This window comes from Luteibacter sp. dw_328 (genome assembly GCF_018449605.1).
Classification (GTDB): Bacteria; Pseudomonadota; Gammaproteobacteria; order Xanthomonadales; family Rhodanobacteraceae; genus Luteibacter.
In genome coordinates, this window is sequence record NZ_JAAVUW010000004.1 from 1 (window position 1) to 19,428 (window position 19,428).

Here is a 19,428-nt window from a genome sequence, read left to right on the forward strand (position 1 = left end):
TCCGGTACGAAACGCGGAGGACGTGTCTGAGCAGCGAGGGTGGGCACCGAAGGCTCTGTGCCGCTACGTCCGAGCACCGAAGGCTCTGCGCCTCACCCCTCACGCAAGCGGCGGCGCGAGCCGCTAAAAACATGCACTCGCGAAGCGAGTGAACCGAAACCTTGCTCGCTACCGCGGGATCGCCGATGAATCGGCTCCTACACAGAACGGTGTGCGTCTACCTAGTCGCCGCCGCCCTTGGGCTTCTGACGATAGGGCTCGGCCTCTACCGTGATGTACTCGGGCTCCGGTGTGTCCAGGCGAAGCGCCGTGAGTTGGCCGCCCCAGACGCAACCGGTGTCGATCGCGTAGATGCCCAGGCCGGCGAAACGGCCGAGCGCGGACCAGTGCCCGCACACGATCTTCGTTTCACGGCGACGCATGCCCGGCACCTCGAACCAGGGATACATGCCCGGCTTCTGCGTGCCGGGTGTGCCCTTGCCTTCGAAGTCGATGCGACCGCTGACATCGCAATAGCGCATGCGTGTCAGGGTATTGATCGTGGCGCGATGTCGCTCGACACCCTGCAGGCGGTTATTCCAGCCTGGCGGTCGGTTGCCGAACAGGTTCTTGAGCAAGCGCTGGTGACGTGGGCCGCCAAGCTCGCGTTCGACTTCCAGTGCGGCACGCTGTGCCTGACGCAGTGTCCAGCTTGGCGCGAGGCCGGCGTGGATCATCGTCCAGCCCAGGGCCTCGTCGTGGTGCAGCAGCTTTTGCGTGCGCATCCACTCCATGAGGACCGGCGCATCGTCAGCAAACAAGACCTCGCGCAGTTCCGGATTGACCCGCTGCTGAGCGTCTTCGCGGCGCTGGCCGATGGCCAGCAACGAGAGGTCGTGATTGCCGAGCGTGATGATGCTCTGCTCGCGCAGCGAATGAATCAGGCGCAGGGTGGCGAGCGACTCGCCGCCACGGTTGACCAGGTCGCCGCAGAACCACAGGCGATCGTTCGCCGGGTCGAAGCGAATCTTTTCCAGCAAGCGCTGGAGTTCGGGGTAGCAGCCCTGGACGTCGCCGATTGCGTAAACGGCCATCAGTCCTGCTGCTCCATGGCGCCGTTAACGGCGTGCACGCTATCCATGAGTCGATCCTAGTGGAGCGTGCGCGGTATCGAAAGCACGAAAGTCGGAATCGGGGCATCGAACTGAGTGCCGTCGTCGGCAATCATGCTGTAGCTGCCTTCCATGGTGCCCACCGCCGTCTCGAGGACGGCACCGGAGGTGTACTCGAACGACTCGCCGGGTCGCATCCACGGCTGCTCGCCGACCACGCCGTCACCGCGCACTTCCTCTACCTTGCCGTTCGCATCCTTGATGACCCAGTGGCGGGTCATCAGTTGCGCGCCCGTCTCGCCGGCGTTGCGCAGGGTGATGGTGTAGGCGAAGACGTAGCGATTGTCGGTGGGTTGCGACTGGTCGGGGACGAAGCGGGATTCGACCTCCACGTCGATCGTGTAGGGTGTTTTGGAATTCATGGTCCGATTGTCGGGGACGGGGACAGGGCGGGCAAGTATGCCCGCAAGGACCTTCACATCGCGTTGGCTAGCTTGACGAAGTCGCCGGGGGGCAGGGTTTCCGCGCGGGCACGCGGGTCGATGCCCAGATCCCGGATGGTCGCTTCGTCCACGAGACCCTTCAGCGTGTTGGAGAGGGTCTTGCGGCGCATGGCGAAGGCGGCCTTCACGACCTGGTAGATCTTCGCCGTGTCGCCCTGTGGGAGCTGCTCGGGCGGCAGTGGGACCAGCCGGACCACGGCCGAGTCCACCTTGGGCGGCGGCCGAAAGGCGCCCGGCGGCACCGTGAACAGGGGGGTGACCTTGCAGGCGAGCTGCAGCATGACACTCAACCGGCCATAAACCTTGCTGCCGGGATCGGCCGCCATGCGCTCGACGACTTCCTTCTGCAGCATGAAGTGCATGTCCTGGATCGCCGCGGCGTGCTCGACGCAGTGGAACAGGATCGGACTGGAAATGTAGTAAGGCAGGTTGCCTGCAATACGCAGGCGTTCGGCACCCAGTTCACGAGCGAGCGCCGTGAAGTCCACCTTGAGGACGTCCGAATGCACGATGCGCAGCTCGCCGATGGAGGCGGCGCGATCCTGCAGGCCGGGGATGAGGTCCGTGTCCAGCTCGATCGCCGTCATCCGCCTGGCGACGGCCAGCAGCGGCATCGTCATCGCCCCTTCCCCGGGGCCGATCTCGACGACGGTGTCACCGTCCTTCGGCGCGATGGAGGAAACGATGCGGTCGATGTAGCGCTTGTCGTGCAGGAAGTGCTGCCCGAAGCTTTTTTTGGGGCGTGCGTTCATACGGCGGCCCGATGGTTGGCGAAATCGATCGCAAGTCGCGCCGCGGCAAACAGGCTGGCCGGATCCGCGCGGCCGGTGCCGGCAAGGTCCAGTGCGGTGCCGTGATCGACGGACGTGCGGATGAAGGGCAGGCCGAGGGTCACGTTGACCGTGCTGTCGAACGCCTCGCTCTTGAGAACGGGCAGCGCCTGGTCGTGGTACATCGCCAGCACCGCGTCGTAGCGATGGCGCAGGACGGGTACGAAGGCGGTGTCGGCAGGCAGTGGCCCGAGGAGGTCCATGCCTTCGCCACGCAGCCGCTCGAGCAGCGGGATGATGGTGTCGATCTCTTCCCGTCCCATGTGACCGTCCTCGCCCGCATGCGGGTTGAGGCCAAGCACGGCGATGCGTGGGCGAATGAAGCCATAAAGCGAGGTCAGCGAGCCGCTGACAATGCGCAGCGTGCGCTCCAGCAGCGCCGGTGTAATGGCGGATGGCACCGCAGACAGCGGTAGGTGGGTCGTCGCCAGGGTGACGCGCAGGTCCGGGCTCGCCAGCATCATCACGACATCGCTGGCCGCGCGCTCGGCGAAGAACTCGGTGTGTCCGCTGAAGCGGATGCCGGCTTCGTTGATGCTGGATTTCTGCACGGGGCCCGTGACGACGGCATCGAACTCGCCACTGAGGCAACCGTCGGCTGCCACGGCCAGCATGTCGAGCACGTGCCGCGCATTGGCGGGGTCCGGCCGCCCCGGCGTTTCCTTCTCGCCCAGGGGCACATGGCGCACGCGCACGTGTCCGGCGGCCCTCGCCGTAAGGCGGGAGCCATCGTCGTCGCTGATGGTGAGGTCGATGCCGCAGATGGCGGCGGCCCGGCGAAGCAGATCGCGATCGGTGATCACGATGAGGTCGGCGGGAAGATCGCTCGCGGCGAGGCGGGCGACCAGCTCCGGACCTACCCCGGCAGGCTCACCGGCAGTAACGGCGAGCCGTGGCAGGGTGGTCGCGGTCATGACGGATTACTGGACGGGCGTGGCCGAAGCCTGCTTGTCGTCCGGATCCTTGAGTTCCGGCACGAGGATGTTCACGTAGGCCGAGGAGCGCTGCTCACGGAGATAGCTTTCGTAAGCCGCGTCGGCTTTGCGATTGCCAATGGCCTGGCGAGCCTGGTCACGCTGCAGCTGGTCGGTCAGATCGCTCTGACGCGTGCCCAGGCGCTGGAGCACAATCCAGCCGGCTTCGGTCTGGATCGGGTGCGACACCTCGTTGTCCTTCAGCGTGGTGATCTGGCCGGCAATGGCCTGGCCCCAGGCATCCGCCGCGAACCAGCCCATGTCACCGCCGTTGTTCGCGGTGGTGTTGTCCTTGGAGTCGTCCTTCGCGATTTTGGCGAAGTCTTCCTTCTTGTCGACCACGCGGGTGTAGATGTCCTGCGCCTTCTTCTCCGCCTGCTCGGGCGTGACGATTTCCGACGGCTTGATCAGGATCTGACGGGCGTGGTACTCGGTGACGATCTGACGACCGGCCTGGCGGGTCTCGACCAGCTTCAGGATGTGAAAGCCGGTCGGGCCACGCAAGGCTGCGGTGTTGTCACCCGGCTTCAGGCCGGTGACTGCGTCGGCGAAGGCCGGCGGCACTTCATCGAGCCGGCGCCAGCCGAGGTCGCCGCCATCGAGGGCGTCGGGTGCGTCGGAGTAGCGAATGGCAGCGGCGTTGAAGTCCATGCCGCCCTTGATTGCCTTGAGCGTCTCCTCGGCCTTGGCCTGGGCGGCGGCGATATCGCTCGCGCTGCCGTTGGCCGGGGTGCTGATCTGGATGTGTGCCAGGTGGACTTCACCGCCCTTGTAGGTCGGGCTGGCGAGCATGTTGTTGACCTCGGTATCGGTCACGTTGACCTGGTCGCGAACGACGCTCTCGTGCAGCTTCTGCGCGGTGATCTGGTCGGACAGCTGCTGGCGGAAGCCGGCGTAGCTGTAGCCGTCCTGTTCGACCGCGGCTTTCAGCTGCTCCAGGCTCATCTTGTTCTGCTGGGCGACGTTCGCGGCCGCCTGGTCCACATCCTGGTCGGAGACCTTGATGTTCTGGTTGGATGCCTGCTGGACCTGGATCTTCATCAGGATGAGGCGATCGAGTACCTGCCGCGCCAGCACGTCGTGCGGCGGCAGCTGGGCAGGATTCGCGGCGTACTGCTTGACGATGGCATTGATCGCTTCGTCGAGCTCACTCTGCAGGATGATGTCGTCCTCGACGACCGCCACGATACGGTCGAGCGAACCGTTGCCGGAAGCGCTTCCGCCCTGTGCCGGCTGGGCCGAAGGCATCAGCTGGGCATGGGCGGTGGGAACGACCGACGCAAGAGCGGCGGCGAGCAGGGAATACGCAAGAATCTGCTTCATCGAATAGGGAGCCTGGGGCACTTGCCCCTCTTATTGATAGCCAAGGATAGCACGCCGCAGATAGCTGCCTGTCTCCGGGTTGAAGGAGCCCAGGCCCTTGAATTCCATCTCGAACATGATCTCGTTTGCCGTCTGCCGGGTGTAGTCGCGTACGTAGTGGCGGCCGAGTACGCGGAAGGCGACGCAGCAGCTGTCGTACTCGACGCCCACGGCAGCATCCAGGGTGCGGTGCGAGAACGTGAAGGTATTGAAGGGCGCGGTTCCGCCCGGCGCGTAGACAGGCAGGACGTCGCGGCGGGCGAAAACCCATCGCGCCAGTGCGCGCCAGCGCTCGGACACAGGAAAGACAACGGACGTGTCGAATTGTTCCATCACGTTGCGGCGATACCGGTACGAGAAGTTGATGATGCCGTCGCCCTTGATGCGGCGCTGGACCTGGACCGTGGCCAGATCGGTCTCATGGCCCTGGACGAATAGCTGCCCATCCGTATTCAGGTAGGGGCTCTGTTTGTTGTTCGGGTTCCACTGGTACGAACTGTTCATCCGCCAGTTGTCGTTGAACTGCATGCTCAACTGCGCGATGTAGTCGGAACCGGCGAAATTGGTCGGTGCCACGCCCGGCGACTGCACCTTCTGGTCGCTGAAGTAACGGATCTGGCCGACGCTGGCCGATAGCCGTTCCACACCGTGGTCATCGAGCAGGCGCGTCGTCAGGGCGGCAGTCAGGTTGTTCGCGTCCATCTGGCGATCGGCGCCGGAGAAGCGGTTGTTGCTGAACAGCTGCCAGAAGTCGAACGACATTTCGCTGGTGTCGAAGAGCGGCAGATTGTTCTGGTTGCGATACGGCACGTACAGGTAGTACAGGCGCGGCTCGAGGGTCTGCGTATAGCTGGTGCCGAACAGGTTCGTCTGCTTGTCGAAGATCAGGCCGGCGTCCACGTTGGCAATCGGCAGGGAGCGGGACGGATCGCGCTGCGTGTAGTTGAACTGCCGGTAGTCGGTGTTGAGGCGATAGTCGGTGTAGCGGTACTCGAGGCGAGGACGGACGAACCACGAGGCACCCTGGAAGTCGGCCGCGAGAAACGGCGCGAGGTCCAGGCGGGTGCCGTCCACCTGACCCGGATACCCGGGAGAGACCGGCGCGGGATCTTCCTTGCGGAAGTTCACGATTTCGCTGTCGATACCGCCGTCGAGCCAGCTCAGCACCGGCGCGTTGAAATTGAAGGTGCCACGAGGCCAGCGCCGATACGGCGCCACGTAGTTCGGCAGGCCTGCGTCGACGTTCTGATAGTCATCCGCACCGAGGGTGGCTGACCAGTACTTGCCGCCCTTGCTCACATACGCGCTGGACGACAGCAATGAGACGCCGGAGGTGTAGATATCGTTGCCGAAGTCACGGAAGTACTGGTTGTCCGACGCGCGATTGATGTTCGCGCCGAAGTTGAAGCCGTCGCCGAGGGCGGTGGAGTTGGCGATCTGCACCAGCCAGCGTTGCTTTGATCCGTCGCGGTCGCTCGTTCCGCTGACGTCCTGATCCTCGCCCTTGTCGTGGGCCATGTAATGCAGGTCGAAGCTGCCGTTGGACGTCGGCAGCTTGTAGCGGAACTCGCCACCGAGCATCAGCCCGCGATCCGTGTAGAAACCCGGTTCGACCGTGGCGTCGTAGTTCGGCGCGAGGTTGAAGTAATACGGCAGCGTGAGGTAGACGCCCGAGTAACTGTTCGAGCCGAAGGTCGGATAAAGGAAGCCGCTCTTGCGACGGTCGTCCAGCGGGAAGGAGAAGACGGGCGCATAGAGGATCGGCACGTTCTTGTACCGGAGCGTCGCGCTGCGCGCCACGCCGACGCCGGTATCCTTGTTCAGGTTTAGCGTCTTCGCGCGGAATTCCCACTGGTGGTTACCGACATCGCAGGTCGAATACGTGGCCATGGAGAAGCGGCCATGCTGCGGGTCCATCACCTTGGCGTGGTCGGCCACGCCGTTGCCGCGCGTATCCAGCAGCTGGTAGGCGACGTGGTCGGCGTCGGCCTGGTTGGGCGTGGTCGTGCCGGTCATGCGCTCGGCGGAAACGAGCATGCCCGCCTCCTGGTACCGCACGTTGCCTTTGGCGTCGTAGGCCGTCGAGTCCGAGTTGTACGTCACGTCGTCGGCGCGCATGACCTGGTCGGCGCGCTCGAGGCGGACGCCGCCGGTCAGGTGATACACATCCGGCTCGGGACTCTCCACCTTGACGCCGCTGGTGCCGTCATCGAGCCCCGAGTGCACGTCGGTCACGGCGGTCTCGCGCAGCGAGGTGTCCTTGGTGATTTCCGGCTCGTAGAAGGCCAGCATGGCATTCGGACGGCACAGGTTGTAGTTCAGCGGCCGGCTCGGACAGAAGAACGAGCCCAGTGTGCAGGTTGCCACGGGCGTCGCCTGGGTGGTCGTGCCCTGCGTCGGTGCGACCGTCGCGGGCGCCACCTGGGCCGCCTGGGCGGCACTCGAGACGATGAAGGCGACGGCTGTCGCCAGCAGGCGGCGTTTAGGCAGGATGCTGTTGCGTGACGTCACAGGCTCGGTCTTATTCGTTCGAAAGGCGGCCAACTTAGCAGAATCGCCAGCCACACCGCACGAAGGCAAGTCACCCATAGCTCCGGATCCCCAGGGAGCGCGTCGTCGATCGACACGCCTGCCGATCGAGCTTACACCGCCGGCTCAGCCTCGCGGGCGGCGCTCATGCTGCCAGATCACTTCGCCGTGGCCGCTCCGGCGCGCAAGAACACGTGCGATGACAAAGAGCAGGTCGGACAGGCGGTTCAGGTAACGCTGTGCCTCGGGGCGGACCTCCTCCACCCGGCCGAGGGCGACGACATCGCGCTCGGCGCGCCGGCATATGGTCCGCGCTAGGTGGCAGGATGCCGCCGCCATGCCGCCGCCGGGCAGGATGAAATCCTTCAGGGCGGGCAGGTCCGCATTGAAGGCGTCGAGCACCGTCTCGAGGCGGTCGATGTCCTGCGCCTGGACCATGGCCATGCCGGGGATGCACAACTCGCCGCCAAGATCGAACAGCTCGTGCTGGATCTGCGCCAGCGCGTCGCGGATGTCGTCGTCCGCCTCCTGCGCGGCCATGGTCATGCCGATGGCGCTGTTGAGCTCGTCCACGGTGCCGTAGGCGGTGACCCGCAGGGAGTCCTTGCCGGTCCGGCTGCCATCGCCAAGGCCAGTCGTGCCATCGTCGCCGGTGCGTGTGTAGATTTTCGAAAGTCGATTTCCCATCGGGGCATTCTATCGGTGCGGGTTATCATCCGCCCATGACCTCTACCCAACCCATCGTTATCGTTGGCGGCGGCCTGGTCGGCGCCAGCCTCGCCATCGCCCTGGACCATGCAGGATTGCCGGCCATCCTCGTCGAAGCCGCCGCGCCGCGCGTCGACGACCAGCCCAGCTATGACGAGCGCAACCTGGCCCTGGCCCGCGCGACCGTGAATGGCCTGGCGGCGATCGGCGTGTGGGAGTTCGCGGAGGCCAACGCCACGCCGATCAAACACATTCATACGAGCCGCGCCGGCGATTTCGGGAGCGTGCGCATGGATGCTGCGGCGGAGGGCGTGGATGCCCTGGGCTGGACCCTGCCTGCGCGCGAACTGGGCGCCGCGTTGCTGCGCCGCCTCGATCGCTGTCGCCTCCTCACGCGCCTGGCGCCGGCTCGGGTCGAGCGCATCGAAGCCGTGGATGGCGGCTGGTCGGTAACAGTGTCGTCCGACGGCGATACCCGGCTTATCTCCACCCCGCTCCTGGTCGGCGCCGACGGGACCCAGTCGGGGATACGAAGCCAGCTGGGTATCGGCACACGGGAACACGACTATGAGCAGGCACTCTTCGTCAGCACGATGATTCCCGAGCGTGACCCCCGCGGCCGCGCCTTCGAGCGCTTTACGGACGAGGGTCCGGTAGCCGTGCTGCCTCTGGCCGATCGGCGGGTCGGCGTCGTACTGACCGTCGCCGCCGCTGAGGCCGACACCGTGGCGGCCATGGACGATGTGACCTTCGCCGCCTTCGCCCAGGAGCGTTTCGGCTGGCGGCTCGGCCGCTTGTCTCGGCCGGGCAAGCGTTCGCCCTATCCGATTCGACGCGTGGCAGCCGACAGTCTTATCGCCCCTCGCGCCGTCCTGGTGGGCAATGCCGCGCAGACCGTCCACCCCATTGGTGCGCAAGGCTTCAATCTCGGCCTGCGCGACGCCCTGACCCTGGCCGAACTCGTGACCGTGGCGGCCGATCCCGGCACCCCGGCTCTGCTGGCGGAGTACGCCACGCGGCGCGCGGCCGACCGCGAAGGGACCATGGCCATGAGCCACGGCCTGGTCCGCCTGGCCTGCCTCAAGCAGCCTTTGCTGGGGCCCCTGCGCTCGCTGGCGATGCTCGCTCTCGATCGCGTGCCGCCCTTGCGACACGCCTTGAGTCGGCGTGGCATGGGTTTTCGGTTGCACGCGCCCCTGGCGGTACGGGAGAAAACCCCGTGAACGACCTCCGGCAGAACGACCCCTCCCGCCGTCGCGGTAGCTTGCTCGACGTGGCGGTGGTGGGCGGAGGCATGGTCGGCGCCGCCGCCGCGCTGGCGCTGGCACGTGCCGGCTTCTCCGTCGCCCTGATCGATGCCCGCGAGCCGGCCGCCTGGGCGGCGGCGGATGAAGTCGACCTCCGCGTGGTCGGCCTGGCGCCCTCCTCGGTGGCGCTGCTCGATCAGCTCGGCGCGTGGTCGCGCATTCGCGACGCGCGTGCGTCGGCGTACGAGCGCATGCATGTCTGGGACGCGGAGAATGGCGCCGCTATCCAGTTCGACGCCGCGGACGAAGGACGCGACGTGCTCGGCTACATCGTCGAGAATAACCTCGTCCAGGCCACTCTCTGGCACGCACTGGATGACGCCGGCGTGCGCCGTATCGTCCCGGCCGAAGTGGTCGCCTATGCCATGCGTGAGGATCGGGCACAGCTCGATCTGGCCGACGGCCAGGTCGTCGCCGCGCGACTCGTCGTCGCCGCCGACGGCGCCGAATCTCCCTTGCGCGCGATGGTCGGCATTGGCACGCAGGGCCGCGACTACGCGCAGCGTGCCGTCGTCGCCCATGTCGAGACGACACAGTCGCATCAGCGCACGGCCTGGCAGCGATTCCTTCCCAGCGGGCCACTGGCTTTCCTGCCGCTCGCCGACGGACGCAGTTCGATCGTCTGGTCGCTGCCCGACGCCGAGGCGCATCGCGTCCTGGCGCTCGACGACGAGGCGTTCCGGCAGGCGCTGGGCGTCGCCAGCGACTTCCGGCTCGGTCCGATCCGCGCCGTCTCCCGGCGTGCCGCGTTTCCCCTTCGCTTGAAACTGGCCGAACGGTACGAAGTCGGGCGCGTCGTCCTCCTCGGCGACGCCGCGCATGCGGTGCATCCTCTCGCCGGCCAGGGCGTCAACCTGGGCTTGCGCGATGTCGCCGAATTGCGTGACACCCTGGTCGAAGCGCGTGAGGCGGGTAGGGACTTTGCTGCGACGCATGTGCTCCGGCGCTATGCGCGCCGGCGCCGGAGCGCCGATAGTCTCGATGCCCGGTCGTTCGATGCCCTGGCCCGGATTTATGCCTGGAAGGCGCCGCCGCTGGTCGCCGCTCGTGGCCTGGGTGTACGGCTGCTCGACCGCATCGGGCCACTCAAGAGCCGGCTGGCGCGGCACGCTGCGGGTCTCTGACGACGCGAAGCGGTAGCTACCCAGGCGATGCGGCCAGGCCTATGCTTGCCGCATTCAACCAGGGAGTCATGCCGATGCGCCGTTCGTTGCTTGTCTTGTCTTTGCTCGTCCTCGGTCACGTCGGCGCGGCATCTGCCGCGATGGTCGCCAAGCCGGTGCAATGGACGGACGCGGGCGTCACCTATAAGAGCTTCCTGGTTTACGACGACGCCGTGACCACGAAGCGTCCGGGCCTCGTCATGGTGCCCAACTGGTATGGCATCAACGACATGGCACTGGCCAAGGCCAAGGACATCGCCGGCAAGGACTACGTCATCCTTCTGACCGACATGTACGGCGCCGGGACGCGGCCAACGTCGGAAGCTGAGGCTGGTGCGGCTGTGAAGCCCCTCTATGCGGATCGCAAGATCATGCGCGAGCGTGTGTCGCGAGCTTTCGCCGAACTCAAGGCGCAGGAGAAGGATGCGCCGATCGATCCGACTCGCCTGGCAGCCATCGGTTTCTGCTTTGGCGGCTCCGCCGTGCTCGACCTCGCACGCGCGGGTGCCGATGTCGCTGCCGTGGTCAGCTTCCATGGGTTGCTGGCCACCGATGACCCGAAACTCGCTTCGAACATCCACGGCAAGGTGCTGGCGTTGAACGGTGCCGACGACACCAACGTGCCCCCCGAGCAGCGCGCGGCCTTCGAGGCGGAAATGCGCGACGCGAAAGTGGATTGGGCATCGACCGATTTCGGCGGTGCGGTGCATTGCTTCACGGAAAAAGAAGCTACGACGACGACGGGCAATTGCCGTTACGACGCGAAGGTAGCGAACCGCGCTTACGCCGCCATGCGTGCATGGCTGACGGAAGCATTCGCTAAGAAGTGATCGACGCGATCGGTCAGAAGCGCCGCTCGACCGAGTAATCGGCCAGGGCGGCGAGGGCGTCGCGGAAAGGCGATGCGGCGATCTCATCCAACGCCGACCGTGCGGCGTTGGCATGGGAAACCGCGCGATCGTGGGTGCGCTCCAGAGCGCCCGAATCGCGGATCGCCGCGACGATGCGGTCCAGCGAATCCAGGCCGCCATGCTCGATGGCGTGGCGCAGGGACTTCAGCTGCTCCGGGTCGGCTGACTGCATCGCATAGATGAGCGGGAGGGTCGGCTTGCCTTCGGCGAGATCGTCACCGATGTTCTTGCCGAGGGTCTCCGCATCCGAAACGTAGTCGAGCAGGTCGTCGGCGATCTGGAAGGCATAGCCAAGCTCCATGCCGTAGCGACGGAGCGCGGCGACCTGGTTCTCTGGCAAGCCACCCAACACGCCGCCGAGTTCGGTGGCGGCGGCGAATAGGACGGCGGTCTTTCTTTCGATCACGGCCAGATAGGCCGCTTCGTCCACGTCGGCGTTGCCGATGTTGAGTAACTGCAGCACCTCGCCTTCGGCAATGGTGTTCGTGGTATCGGCGAGAATCCGCATGATGCGCATGTCGTCCAGCTCCACCATCAGCTGGAACGAACGCGAATAGAGGAAATCGCCGACCAGCACGCTGGCTGCATTGCCCCATAGTGCGTTCGCGGTCTTGCGGCCGCGCCGCATGTCCGACTCGTCGACCACGTCGTCGTGGAGCAGGGTGGACGTATGGATGAACTCGATGATCGCGGCCAGCTTCGCGTGTTCCTGCCCACCGTAGCCTGCGGCCCGGGCGGCGAGCACATGCAGCATCGGACGCAGCCGTTTGCCGCCTCCGGCGATGATGTGGTCCGCGATGGCATTGATCAGGACGACGTCGGAAGACAGTCGGTGCCGGATCAGCGCGTCGACCTCCTTCATGTCGTCGGCTGCCAGGGCGCGAACGCCGGCAAAGTCGAGGGAGGTGGTGCGATCGGCGATGGAATCCATGGACCAGGTTCGTGTGCGACAAATCGGCCCCCAGTATAGGGTCTGCATAGGTGGATTGGCCGTCTACGCCCGTGCGATCCGCAAAATCGGGGTCTGTACCGGCCTCCCGCGCCACGGCCGGGACTTTCTTGCGGTCTGAGACGGCCCCGGAGCGGCGTGCCGCGCTGGCCGCGGCCCTCCGCGCCACCGCTGCGCTCACACGGGTGTGGCCGTCCACGCGCTTGCAAGCGAGCGGTGCGATGGCGTGCGTTTCAGCCCGCGCGTATCGATGGCGCCGGGTCATGCGCGGACACTGACCTTCCTCCACCGAGAAGGTTGCTGCCATGAACGTGTTCGTTACCTCGTCACTCGTCCTCGCCCTCGTCGCCATCCCCGTTTCGCCCGTGCTCGCCGCCAACGACGGGACCATTGAAATTACCGGTCGGATCACCGCCACGACGTGCCTGGTGGAAGGCAAGCCGCCCGGCTCGGGAGCTGCCACGAAGACGGTCGATTTTGGCGACATCAGTGCCGCCAACCTCGCCGTCGAGGGCCAGACGTCCGGCGATCGCGGTTTCCAGATCCAGATCGGCGGCAACGCGGAATGCCTCGATGGCGACCTCGCGAAGATCCGCTTCGATCCGGCCAGCCCCGCGCTCGACCGTGCCACCGGTCGCCTCAACATCGACGCCGGTTCCGAGGCCGCGAAAAACGTGCAGATCCAGATTGCCAACCAGGATGGCACGCCGATCAACATGTACACGGAAGATTCCCAGGGAGTGACGATCGCTGGCAACAGCGCGGTGATTCCACTGATCGCGCGTTATTACAGTACGGGTAAGGCAGAGAAAGGCACGGCTAACTCGCGCGTCGGCTTTCAGGTCGTCTACCAGTGAGGGTTCGCGCCCGGGCGATCATGCTTCTTGCCCTGGCGGCCGCCTGCGCAGCCGTCGACGCTAATGCCGGCGTCGTCATCGGCGGCACGCGCGTGGTATTCCCGGGTGCGAGTCGTGACATCGCTGTTCGCGTCGAGAACAAGGGAGAGGAACCGGCTCTCATCCAGGCGTGGATCGACGATGGTGACGCGCGATCCACGCCGGAGACCGCGCATGCGCCGTTCGCCATCACGCCACCGGTCTTCCGCATCGATCCCGGTCGCGGGCACGCGCTTCGCATCGTCCACGTGGGTGGCCATCCACCGTCGGACCGGGAGGCCTTGTATTGGCTCAACGTCCTGGAGATCCCTCCGAGTCCGGAGGGCGGGAAGGCGGTGAACACGCTGCAGTTTGCGTTCCGGCACAGGCTCAAACTCTTGCATCGGCCGTCAGGTCTCGCTGTCGAGCCTGCCGGTGCTCCGGGGCTCCTGACGTGGTCGATCGAGCGCGAGGGCGGACTTTCCCGGCTTCGCGTCCGCAATCCCTCGCCCTATGTGGTGTCCTTCAACGAGGTCGCCATCGTGGCGAACGGCGCACCGGGCCAGACGATGCCGCTGGGCGGCGGAATGGTCGTCGCGACCGGCCAGACCACGTGGCCGTTGCCGAAAGGCAAGGTCGCACCAGTGGGGGCCGTCGTGAAGTTCGCCTCCATCAACGACTACGGCGCAACCGTCCCGGGCACGGCAAACGTCGCGGCTGCCACCGTGGCTGATGACTGAAGCGGGTGTGTTCCGTCTGGCAGCGCCTCATCGCTGGCCGCCTTGCGCATGGCTGGTTGCGGCCACGTTGATCGTCGGCGTGGCGCGCGCCGGCACTGAGGATGTCCCACCGCCGGTCGGCAAGGTCGTCGAATTCAATTCCGCATTTCTTCCAGGTGACCACGCGATGAAGATTGATCTTTCCCGCTACTCCCGAGGTAATCCGGTCATGCCCGGTACCTATGACGCCGACATCTGGTTGAACGGCGAATGGCAGATGCGTCGCGGTGTGCGTTTCGCCACCGAGGGCCTCGGTTCCGACGCCATACCCTGCCTGTCGCCCATGACCCTCGCGTCGCTGGGCGTCGTGCACTCGGAAGGCGTTGCCCCCGGCGATGAAGTCTGCCGTCCGCTTTCCGACGATGTATCCGGTGCAACGACGCGGTTCGACGTGAGCGAGCAGCGGCTGGATATCGAAGTGCCGCAGGCACGGCTGAAACGCAAGCGGTCCGGGCTCGTGCCGCCAGCGCAACGTGACGCGGGCATGGCCTCCGGGCAGCTTGGCTGGCGCGTGAACCTGCATCGCAGCACCGTGGCGAGGCAATCTCGAACGGCGCGCTTCCTCGCTCACGAGTCGGGCATCAACGCGGGACACTGGCGCGTGCGCGGTGCGGGATCGTGGAGCGCGTCACGCTACAAGCGGCGTCATCTGTACGTCGAGCGACAGATCGAGGCGTGGCGATCGCAGTGGCGCGTCGGCGAGCTCCTGATAGCCGACGGTAGCTTCGCGCCTGTACGCATGCGCGGCATGGCACTGGCGAGCGATGCACGCATGAACGACGACACGAGTCTCGGCTATAAACCGACGGTGCGCGGGCTCGCGCGAACGCATGCCCTCGTGCGCGTGACGCAGGGTGGCGTTCTGCTGCGAGAGCTTTCAGTGCCACCGGGCCCGTTCGTCATCGACGATCTTCAGGGACTCGGTCGTGGCGGTCACCTGGATGTCACCATCGACGAGGAAGACGGCGGCCACTCAGCGTTTCGCGTGCCGTTCTTCGCCATGCCTGAACTGCTTGGTGAAGGTCACGCCGTGATCGCGATGAATGCCGGGCATGCGTTGACGACACACGATCATGGCGTCGAGCTGATACAGGCGACATGGCGACAGGGGCTCGCGCGGGACACTACCTTTTATGGCGGCTGGCGCCGTTGGGGAAGCAGTGATTCGGCCCTGCTGGGAGGAGCCATCGACACGTTGGTCGGTGCCTTCGCTATCGACTTCATGGGGTCCCGCATCGCGGCTAGTGCATCCGCTTCACGGCCAGGTCGCGCCAGGGCATGGCGGGTCCGGCACGGCCGGCGTTGGCACGATGGGACAAGCATGTGGGTCAGCCTCGTACGCGAGCGCGGGCGTGCACTGCCGGACTTGGCTAGTCGTCGGCCGCCGGCGAAGGAAGAGGGGAGGGGTAGCGAGCGAATGGACGTCGTGCTGCAACGTGAATTGGTTTCGGACCGTGGTGTCCTCACAGCGACTGGCAGCCTGCATCGGATCAAGCGGCACACCGGTTCACGAAGGCCGGGAACGGTGCGGTCATACGCTCTCGCATGGACGCGCGGATGGCGTCGGGCCACGCTGGATATTTCTTTCCATCGCGCCGCTGACGATGCGACGGCACGTCTCGGCGTCTCGATCCCGCTGGGGGCCGCCACATCGGCGCCGTCACTCACCCTCGCCGGTCATGGCGGAGGCCGCGATGTGCATCACATGCAGGTTGGCGTGGCAGGCACCGCGGGAACGGAAGGCAACGTGGGATACGGCGCCATGCTGGGGCAGGGAAGCCAGCGTGATCGCCGGCTCGGCCTTTCCGCGTCGCATCTGTCCGGTGCGGGCGAGTCGAGCGTCGCCATCGATCGGAGTCGTGGCGCGCACGTCGAGTCGTTCTCGACATCAGGGGCACTCGTATTCCACCGCCGCGGTATCACGCGGGCGCAACGGCTGGGCGACGCGATGGCCCTGGTGCATGCACCCGGCGCGGCGGGTGCGCGATTGCCGTCCGCCAGCGGGGTTCGGCTCGACCGGCGTGGCTACGGGGTGGTGCCTTACCTTGCGCCCTTCCGGTGGAACCCGGTCGAGATCGATCCGGCCGGCCTGTCGCTGGACGTAAGCCTGTCTTCGACGCGCCGAAGCATCGCGCCCACGGCAGGGGCGCTCGTGCTGGTCCCGTTCGACACGGACGTCGGTCGCACGTCGTTGCTGGTTGCGCGGCAGACGGACGGCTCGCCACCCGCTTTCGGTGCCGACGTGCTGGACGGGCAGGGGCGCTCCGTCGGGGTGGTCGGGCAGGCGGGGCACATCTTTGTCCGCAACGTCGTGGCAGGCGCACCGCTGACGATCCGTTGGGGCCAGCGCGCGGAGGATCGCTGTGTCGTGCGGACAACGACCGATGGCGAAGCTGCACGCGGCCTCGTACGCCTGACGGGGGTGTGCCAATGAACCGCCGACATATCGCACCGGTAGCGGCGGCTTTCCTCGCTATCTCTCTTGCCTCACCTTCCGGCAACGCCGGGAAGGGGCGCAGCGACACCCTGGTGTTCGATGTCACCGGCACGATCACGCCATCGTGCGCACTGGTCGCAAACCGGATTCGCGTCGATTTGGGAAACGTTGCCGTCTCCGAGCTTCCCTCGGTGGGGGACGGGAGCCGGTGGGCAGGCGCAGCCTTCATTGGCGCGGATTGCGTCGGTGCCACCCGTGCCCTTGTGACCGTGCACGCGACGGCCGCGCCTTCGGATCCTCGCTATCTGGCTACGACAGGGGGCGCTCGAGGTGTCGCTATCGAGTTGCGTACGGGCTCCGGCCAGCCAGTCCTGCCCGATGGGACCACCCCCGTGCGCTTCGATCTCGCGGGCACGGCGCCCGAGCTCCGCTTTGAGGCCCACTATGTCCGGGTCGGCCCACTCCGCCCCGGCGATGCCCTGGGAGCGGCGCTCGTGCAGATCACATGGGAATGAGACTGGCGTCCTGACGTGGCGGGACTCCCGCCCACGTCGAAAGGTTTGCGGTGAGGGCAGCCATCGCCCAAACTACCCGGTCCGACCCCGTCGGCCCGCACATTGCGCAGGCTGGCTATGATGGGCGGGAACGCCCGCCCGGTCCGGGCCGGCGTCCGAAGACACGTATACGAGGGAAATCCATGGCACGCGGTATCAACAAGGTCATTATTGTCGGCAACCTCGGCGCGGATCCCGAGACCCGTTACACCGGCAGCGGCACGGCGATCACCAGCCTGCGCATTGCCACGTCCGAAGCCTGGACCGACAAGGCCTCCGGCGAGAAGCAGGAGCGCACCGAGTGGCACCGCGTGAAGCTGTTCGGCAAGCTGGCCGAGATTGCCGGTGAGTACCTGAAGAAGGGCCGCCAGGTCTACATCGAAGGTTCCCTGCGTACCGACAAGTACACCGACAAGGATGGCGTCGAACGCTATTCGACCGACATCATCGGCAACGAGATGCAGATGCTCGGTGGCAATGCCGGCGGTGAAGGTGGCGGCGGCGGCTTCGGTGGCGGCCAGGGCGGTGGCGCTCGTCCGCAGCAGGCACGCGCAGCCGGTGGCGGCGGTAATTACGGCGGTGGTGGCGGTGGCGCCGCTGCGGGTGGCCAGCAGCGTGGTGGCGGTAATTACGGCGGCGGTTCACGCGGTGGCGATGACTACGGCCAGCCTCGCGGTGGCAATGCGCCCCCGCAGCGCTCTGCGCCGCCGGTCAACGAAGGCTTCGACGACGACGATATTCCGTTCTGATCGAAGAACGTCATTCGTCCACAAAAAAAAGGCAGGGCATGCGCCCTGCCTTTTTTTGTGGTTCTTCGCGGATTACCGGGGCCCGGGCGCTCGGCTTTCAGGCCGGGCATGCTTTCTCACCTTGCACCTTGCACCTCGCACCTCGCGCATGGCTCGCCTTCGGCCTCGCGGGCTCGGCTTTGCCATCGCTCTCTACACTTGGGCGTCTCGCGGGGAGACCTCGGTGCCCACCCTCGCGGCTCAGACACGTCCTCCGCGTTCGACAAGGAAAGGCCGCTAACGCGGCCAATGAGAACATGGTCCGCGCAGCGGACTTTCCGGTACGAAACGCGGAGGACGTGTCTGAGCCGCGAGGGTGGGCACCGAAGGCTCTGCGCCTCACCCCTCACGCAAGCGGCGGCGCGAGCCGCTAAAACACGCACTCGCAAAGCGAGTGAACCGATCCTCCAGCGTCCCCGGGATTCCGCGATGAAGCCTCTTTTTGTGCCGGTCAGCCGAATGTGAAAGCAAACACGTCCACCCCGGGATCCAGGAACTCGAACTCGAACGTCCGGTCGTCGATGGGTGCTTTCTGCCTGATGAGTTGATAAAGGCGCTGGCCGTCGATCGTCCCATTGCCCTGTTCGTCGGTATCCGCGCCGTGGCTGCTGCCTGGCGGCTTGCCATCGATCAGGACCCGGAAGTGCAGCGTCGAACCGTGTGTGGATGGGCCCGCCACCAGGTGCAGGTCACGCGCGTGGAACCGGAAAAGAAGTCGTCCGTGAGCCTTGCGTACCGTGGTCGCTTCGGCCCCCATGGTCCACTCGCCGGAGAGCGCCCAGTCGTTGAGGTCGAGCGGTGTCGGTGCGGTGTAGGTGTGCCGCGTATCCTGTACGGCGCCGCCTGGCGACGCGAATCGCTCTGTCCGTGCATAACCCAGATAGGTCTCGGGTGATTTCACGTTGTCCCAGTCAGGCGCTGCCTCGGCCCCCGTGCCGTGCACGCTGACGAGGTTCTGTTCGACGCCTGACGCGCCTGCTTCGACCAGCAGCGCTTGTATCGCGCGTTCGGTCTGGTCGTAATCGCCTTCACCGAAGCGGTGATAGCGGATGCGCCCCTCGGCATCGATAAGGTAGATCGCGGGCCAGTACTCGTTCTGGAAGGCGTTCCAGATCCGGTGTCCATTGTCGACCGCGACCGGAAAGCTGATCGCGTGACTTGCCAGCGCGTCGCGCACATTGTCGAGCCGTTGTTCGAAAGCAAACTCCGGCGACTGCACGCCGATCACGACGAGCTCCTGCGCCTGGTATTTCGCTGCCCACGCGCGGAGATAAGGAAGCGGTCGAAGCGAGTTGATGCACGAGAATGTCCAGAAGTCGACCAGAACCACCTTGCCGTGCAGGCCGGAAGGGGTCAGGGCCGGCCCGTTGAGCCATGTCGTGGCGCCACTGAGCGCGGGAAACCGACCTTCCACCGGAAGCGCCGGGTTGGCGGCCGAATTGGAAGCCGCAGGGATAGCGGGAGGCGTCTCGCCCGCAACAGCGCTGGCCCGGGCACTGCCAACGCCAACGCCAACGCCAACGCCCAGACCAAGAGCGCCGACCACGAGAACGGATATCAGTTTGAGTGGTTTCACGGGGGCCTCGATGTGCTGGCTGTATCGCCCCTCATACGATCAACCATCGGCACCGCCATGGATTGCACGAAGCACCGATGGTCCCGGGGACC

17 protein-coding genes are annotated in these 19,428 nt (G+C 65.9%); 8 read left to right on the forward strand and 9 right to left on the reverse strand.

The window, feature by feature from the left end:
• Window positions 1–221: 221 nt before the first annotated feature.
• The 7 genes from HB634_RS10335 to HB634_RS10365 all read right to left on the reverse strand — a co-directional run bounded on the left by HB634_RS10335 (window position 222) and on the right by HB634_RS10365 (window position 7,976).
• Window positions 222–1,073: a symmetrical bis(5'-nucleosyl)-tetraphosphatase gene (locus HB634_RS10335; RefSeq protein WP_063574174.1), complete on the reverse strand. Its 852-nt coding sequence runs from the start codon at window positions 1,071–1,073 to the stop codon at window positions 222–224.
• Between the two features lie 56 nt (window positions 1,074–1,129).
• Complete coding sequence (gene apaG, locus HB634_RS10340; RefSeq protein WP_063574175.1) at window positions 1,130–1,513, reverse strand: Co2+/Mg2+ efflux protein ApaG; 384 nt, start codon at window positions 1,511–1,513, stop codon at window positions 1,130–1,132.
• A gap of 53 nt (window positions 1,514–1,566) precedes the next feature.
• Window positions 1,567–2,346, reverse strand: a complete 780-nt coding sequence (rsmA, locus tag HB634_RS10345) for a 16S rRNA (adenine(1518)-N(6)/adenine(1519)-N(6))-dimethyltransferase RsmA (protein ID WP_213948529.1) — start codon at window positions 2,344–2,346, stop codon at window positions 1,567–1,569.
• Window positions 2,343–3,338 carry a 4-hydroxythreonine-4-phosphate dehydrogenase PdxA gene (gene pdxA / locus HB634_RS10350; protein ID WP_063572684.1) on the reverse strand — a complete coding sequence of 332 codons (996 nt, stop codon included), beginning with the start codon at window positions 3,336–3,338 and terminating at the stop codon, window positions 2,343–2,345. Before pdxA ends, rsmA begins: the two co-directional genes overlap by 4 nt.
• A gap of 6 nt (window positions 3,339–3,344) precedes the next feature.
• Window positions 3,345–4,721, reverse strand: coding sequence for a peptidylprolyl isomerase (locus tag HB634_RS10355; protein ID WP_213948530.1), 1,377 nt, complete (start codon window positions 4,719–4,721; stop codon window positions 3,345–3,347).
• A gap of 30 nt (window positions 4,722–4,751) precedes the next feature.
• Window positions 4,752–7,271 (reverse strand): LPS assembly protein LptD, encoded by a 2,520-nt coding sequence (gene lptD, locus HB634_RS10360; protein ID WP_345777483.1) that lies wholly within the window; start codon window positions 7,269–7,271, stop codon window positions 4,752–4,754.
• A gap of 144 nt (window positions 7,272–7,415) precedes the next feature.
• Window positions 7,416–7,976, reverse strand: a complete 561-nt coding sequence (locus HB634_RS10365; RefSeq protein WP_213948532.1) for a cob(I)yrinic acid a,c-diamide adenosyltransferase — start codon at window positions 7,974–7,976, stop codon at window positions 7,416–7,418.
• A 35-nt stretch (window positions 7,977–8,011) separates the two neighbouring features.
• On the opposite strand from HB634_RS10365, the gene ubiH reads away from it, so the two are divergent.
• From ubiH to HB634_RS10380, 3 genes are all read left to right on the forward strand, one after another.
• On the forward strand, window positions 8,012–9,220 hold the full coding sequence (gene ubiH, locus HB634_RS10370) for a 2-octaprenyl-6-methoxyphenyl hydroxylase (protein ID WP_213948533.1): 1,209 nt from the start codon (window positions 8,012–8,014) through the stop codon (window positions 9,218–9,220).
• Entirely contained in the window at window positions 9,217–10,428 is a 1,212-nt protein-coding gene (locus tag HB634_RS10375) for an FAD-dependent oxidoreductase (RefSeq protein WP_213948534.1), read from the forward strand. Before ubiH ends, HB634_RS10375 begins: the two co-directional genes overlap by 4 nt.
• Window positions 10,429–10,502: 74 nt before the next feature.
• Complete coding sequence (locus HB634_RS10380; protein WP_213948535.1) at window positions 10,503–11,297, forward strand: dienelactone hydrolase family protein; 795 nt, start codon at window positions 10,503–10,505, stop codon at window positions 11,295–11,297.
• A gap of 13 nt (window positions 11,298–11,310) precedes the next feature.
• Here the strand turns inward: HB634_RS10380 and HB634_RS10385 are convergent, their stop codons facing one another.
• Window positions 11,311–12,309: a polyprenyl synthetase family protein gene (locus tag HB634_RS10385; protein WP_063573008.1), complete on the reverse strand. Its 999-nt coding sequence runs from the start codon at window positions 12,307–12,309 to the stop codon at window positions 11,311–11,313.
• A gap of 323 nt (window positions 12,310–12,632) precedes the next feature.
• Between HB634_RS10385 and HB634_RS10390 the strand changes: the two genes are divergently transcribed.
• The 5 genes from HB634_RS10390 to ssb all read left to right on the forward strand — a co-directional run bounded on the left by HB634_RS10390 (window position 12,633) and on the right by ssb (window position 17,721).
• A complete protein-coding gene (locus HB634_RS10390; protein ID WP_063573009.1) occupies window positions 12,633–13,184 on the forward strand; it encodes a fimbrial protein in 552 nt (183 codons plus the stop codon).
• Window positions 13,185–13,204: 20 nt separating this feature from the next.
• Window positions 13,205–13,942, forward strand: a complete 738-nt coding sequence (locus tag HB634_RS10395) for a fimbria/pilus periplasmic chaperone (protein ID WP_213948536.1) — start codon at window positions 13,205–13,207, stop codon at window positions 13,940–13,942.
• Window positions 13,935–16,415, forward strand: a complete 2,481-nt coding sequence (locus HB634_RS10400) for a fimbria/pilus outer membrane usher protein (protein ID WP_213948537.1) — start codon at window positions 13,935–13,937, stop codon at window positions 16,413–16,415. The genes HB634_RS10395 and HB634_RS10400 overlap by 8 nt, the downstream gene beginning before the upstream one ends.
• Window positions 16,412–16,933: a fimbrial protein gene (locus tag HB634_RS10405; RefSeq protein ID WP_213948538.1), complete on the forward strand. Its 522-nt coding sequence runs from the start codon at window positions 16,412–16,414 to the stop codon at window positions 16,931–16,933. Before HB634_RS10400 ends, HB634_RS10405 begins: the two co-directional genes overlap by 4 nt.
• A gap of 182 nt (window positions 16,934–17,115) precedes the next feature.
• The gene (ssb, locus tag HB634_RS10410; protein ID WP_213948539.1) at window positions 17,116–17,721 is read left to right on the forward strand and encodes a single-stranded DNA-binding protein; all 606 of its coding nucleotides are present in this window, start codon (window positions 17,116–17,118) and stop codon (window positions 17,719–17,721) included.
• A 490-nt stretch (window positions 17,722–18,211) separates the two neighbouring features.
• On the opposite strand, the gene HB634_RS10415 is transcribed toward ssb, so the two are convergent.
• Entirely contained in the window at window positions 18,212–19,336 is a 1,125-nt protein-coding gene (locus HB634_RS10415; RefSeq protein ID WP_213948540.1) for a redoxin domain-containing protein, read from the reverse strand.
• Window positions 19,337–19,428: the final 92 nt, after the last annotated feature.

What these genes read in the sequence shown, in the direction of transcription:
- pdxA (WP_063572684.1), bottom strand. Translation starts at nt 3,338, where the DNA reads ATGACCGCGACCACCCTGCCACGGCTCGCCGTTACTGCCGGTGAGCCT.
- HB634_RS10380 (WP_213948535.1), top strand. Translation starts at nt 10,503, where the DNA reads ATGCGCCGTTCGTTGCTTGTCTTGTCTTTGCTCGTCCTCGGTCACGTC.
- HB634_RS10405 (WP_213948538.1), top strand. Translation starts at nt 16,412, where the DNA reads ATGAACCGCCGACATATCGCACCGGTAGCGGCGGCTTTCCTCGCTATC.
- HB634_RS10390 (WP_063573009.1), top strand. Translation starts at nt 12,633, where the DNA reads ATGAACGTGTTCGTTACCTCGTCACTCGTCCTCGCCCTCGTCGCCATC.
- ubiH (WP_213948533.1), top strand. Translation starts at nt 8,012, where the DNA reads ATGACCTCTACCCAACCCATCGTTATCGTTGGCGGCGGCCTGGTCGGC.
- ssb (WP_213948539.1), top strand. Translation starts at nt 17,116, where the DNA reads ATGGCACGCGGTATCAACAAGGTCATTATTGTCGGCAACCTCGGCGCG.
- apaG (WP_063574175.1), bottom strand. Translation starts at nt 1,513, where the DNA reads ATGAATTCCAAAACACCCTACACGATCGACGTGGAGGTCGAATCCCGC.
- HB634_RS10335 (WP_063574174.1), bottom strand. Translation starts at nt 1,073, where the DNA reads ATGGCCGTTTACGCAATCGGCGACGTCCAGGGCTGCTACCCCGAACTC.
- HB634_RS10395 (WP_213948536.1), top strand. Translation starts at nt 13,205, where the DNA reads ATGCTTCTTGCCCTGGCGGCCGCCTGCGCAGCCGTCGACGCTAATGCC.
- HB634_RS10400 (WP_213948537.1), top strand. Translation starts at nt 13,935, where the DNA reads ATGACTGAAGCGGGTGTGTTCCGTCTGGCAGCGCCTCATCGCTGGCCG.
- rsmA (WP_213948529.1), bottom strand. Translation starts at nt 2,346, where the DNA reads ATGAACGCACGCCCCAAAAAAAGCTTCGGGCAGCACTTCCTGCACGAC.
- HB634_RS10385 (WP_063573008.1), bottom strand. Translation starts at nt 12,309, where the DNA reads ATGGATTCCATCGCCGATCGCACCACCTCCCTCGACTTTGCCGGCGTT.
- HB634_RS10365 (WP_213948532.1), bottom strand. Translation starts at nt 7,976, where the DNA reads ATGGGAAATCGACTTTCGAAAATCTACACACGCACCGGCGACGATGGC.
- HB634_RS10355 (WP_213948530.1), bottom strand. Translation starts at nt 4,721, where the DNA reads ATGAAGCAGATTCTTGCGTATTCCCTGCTCGCCGCCGCTCTTGCGTCG.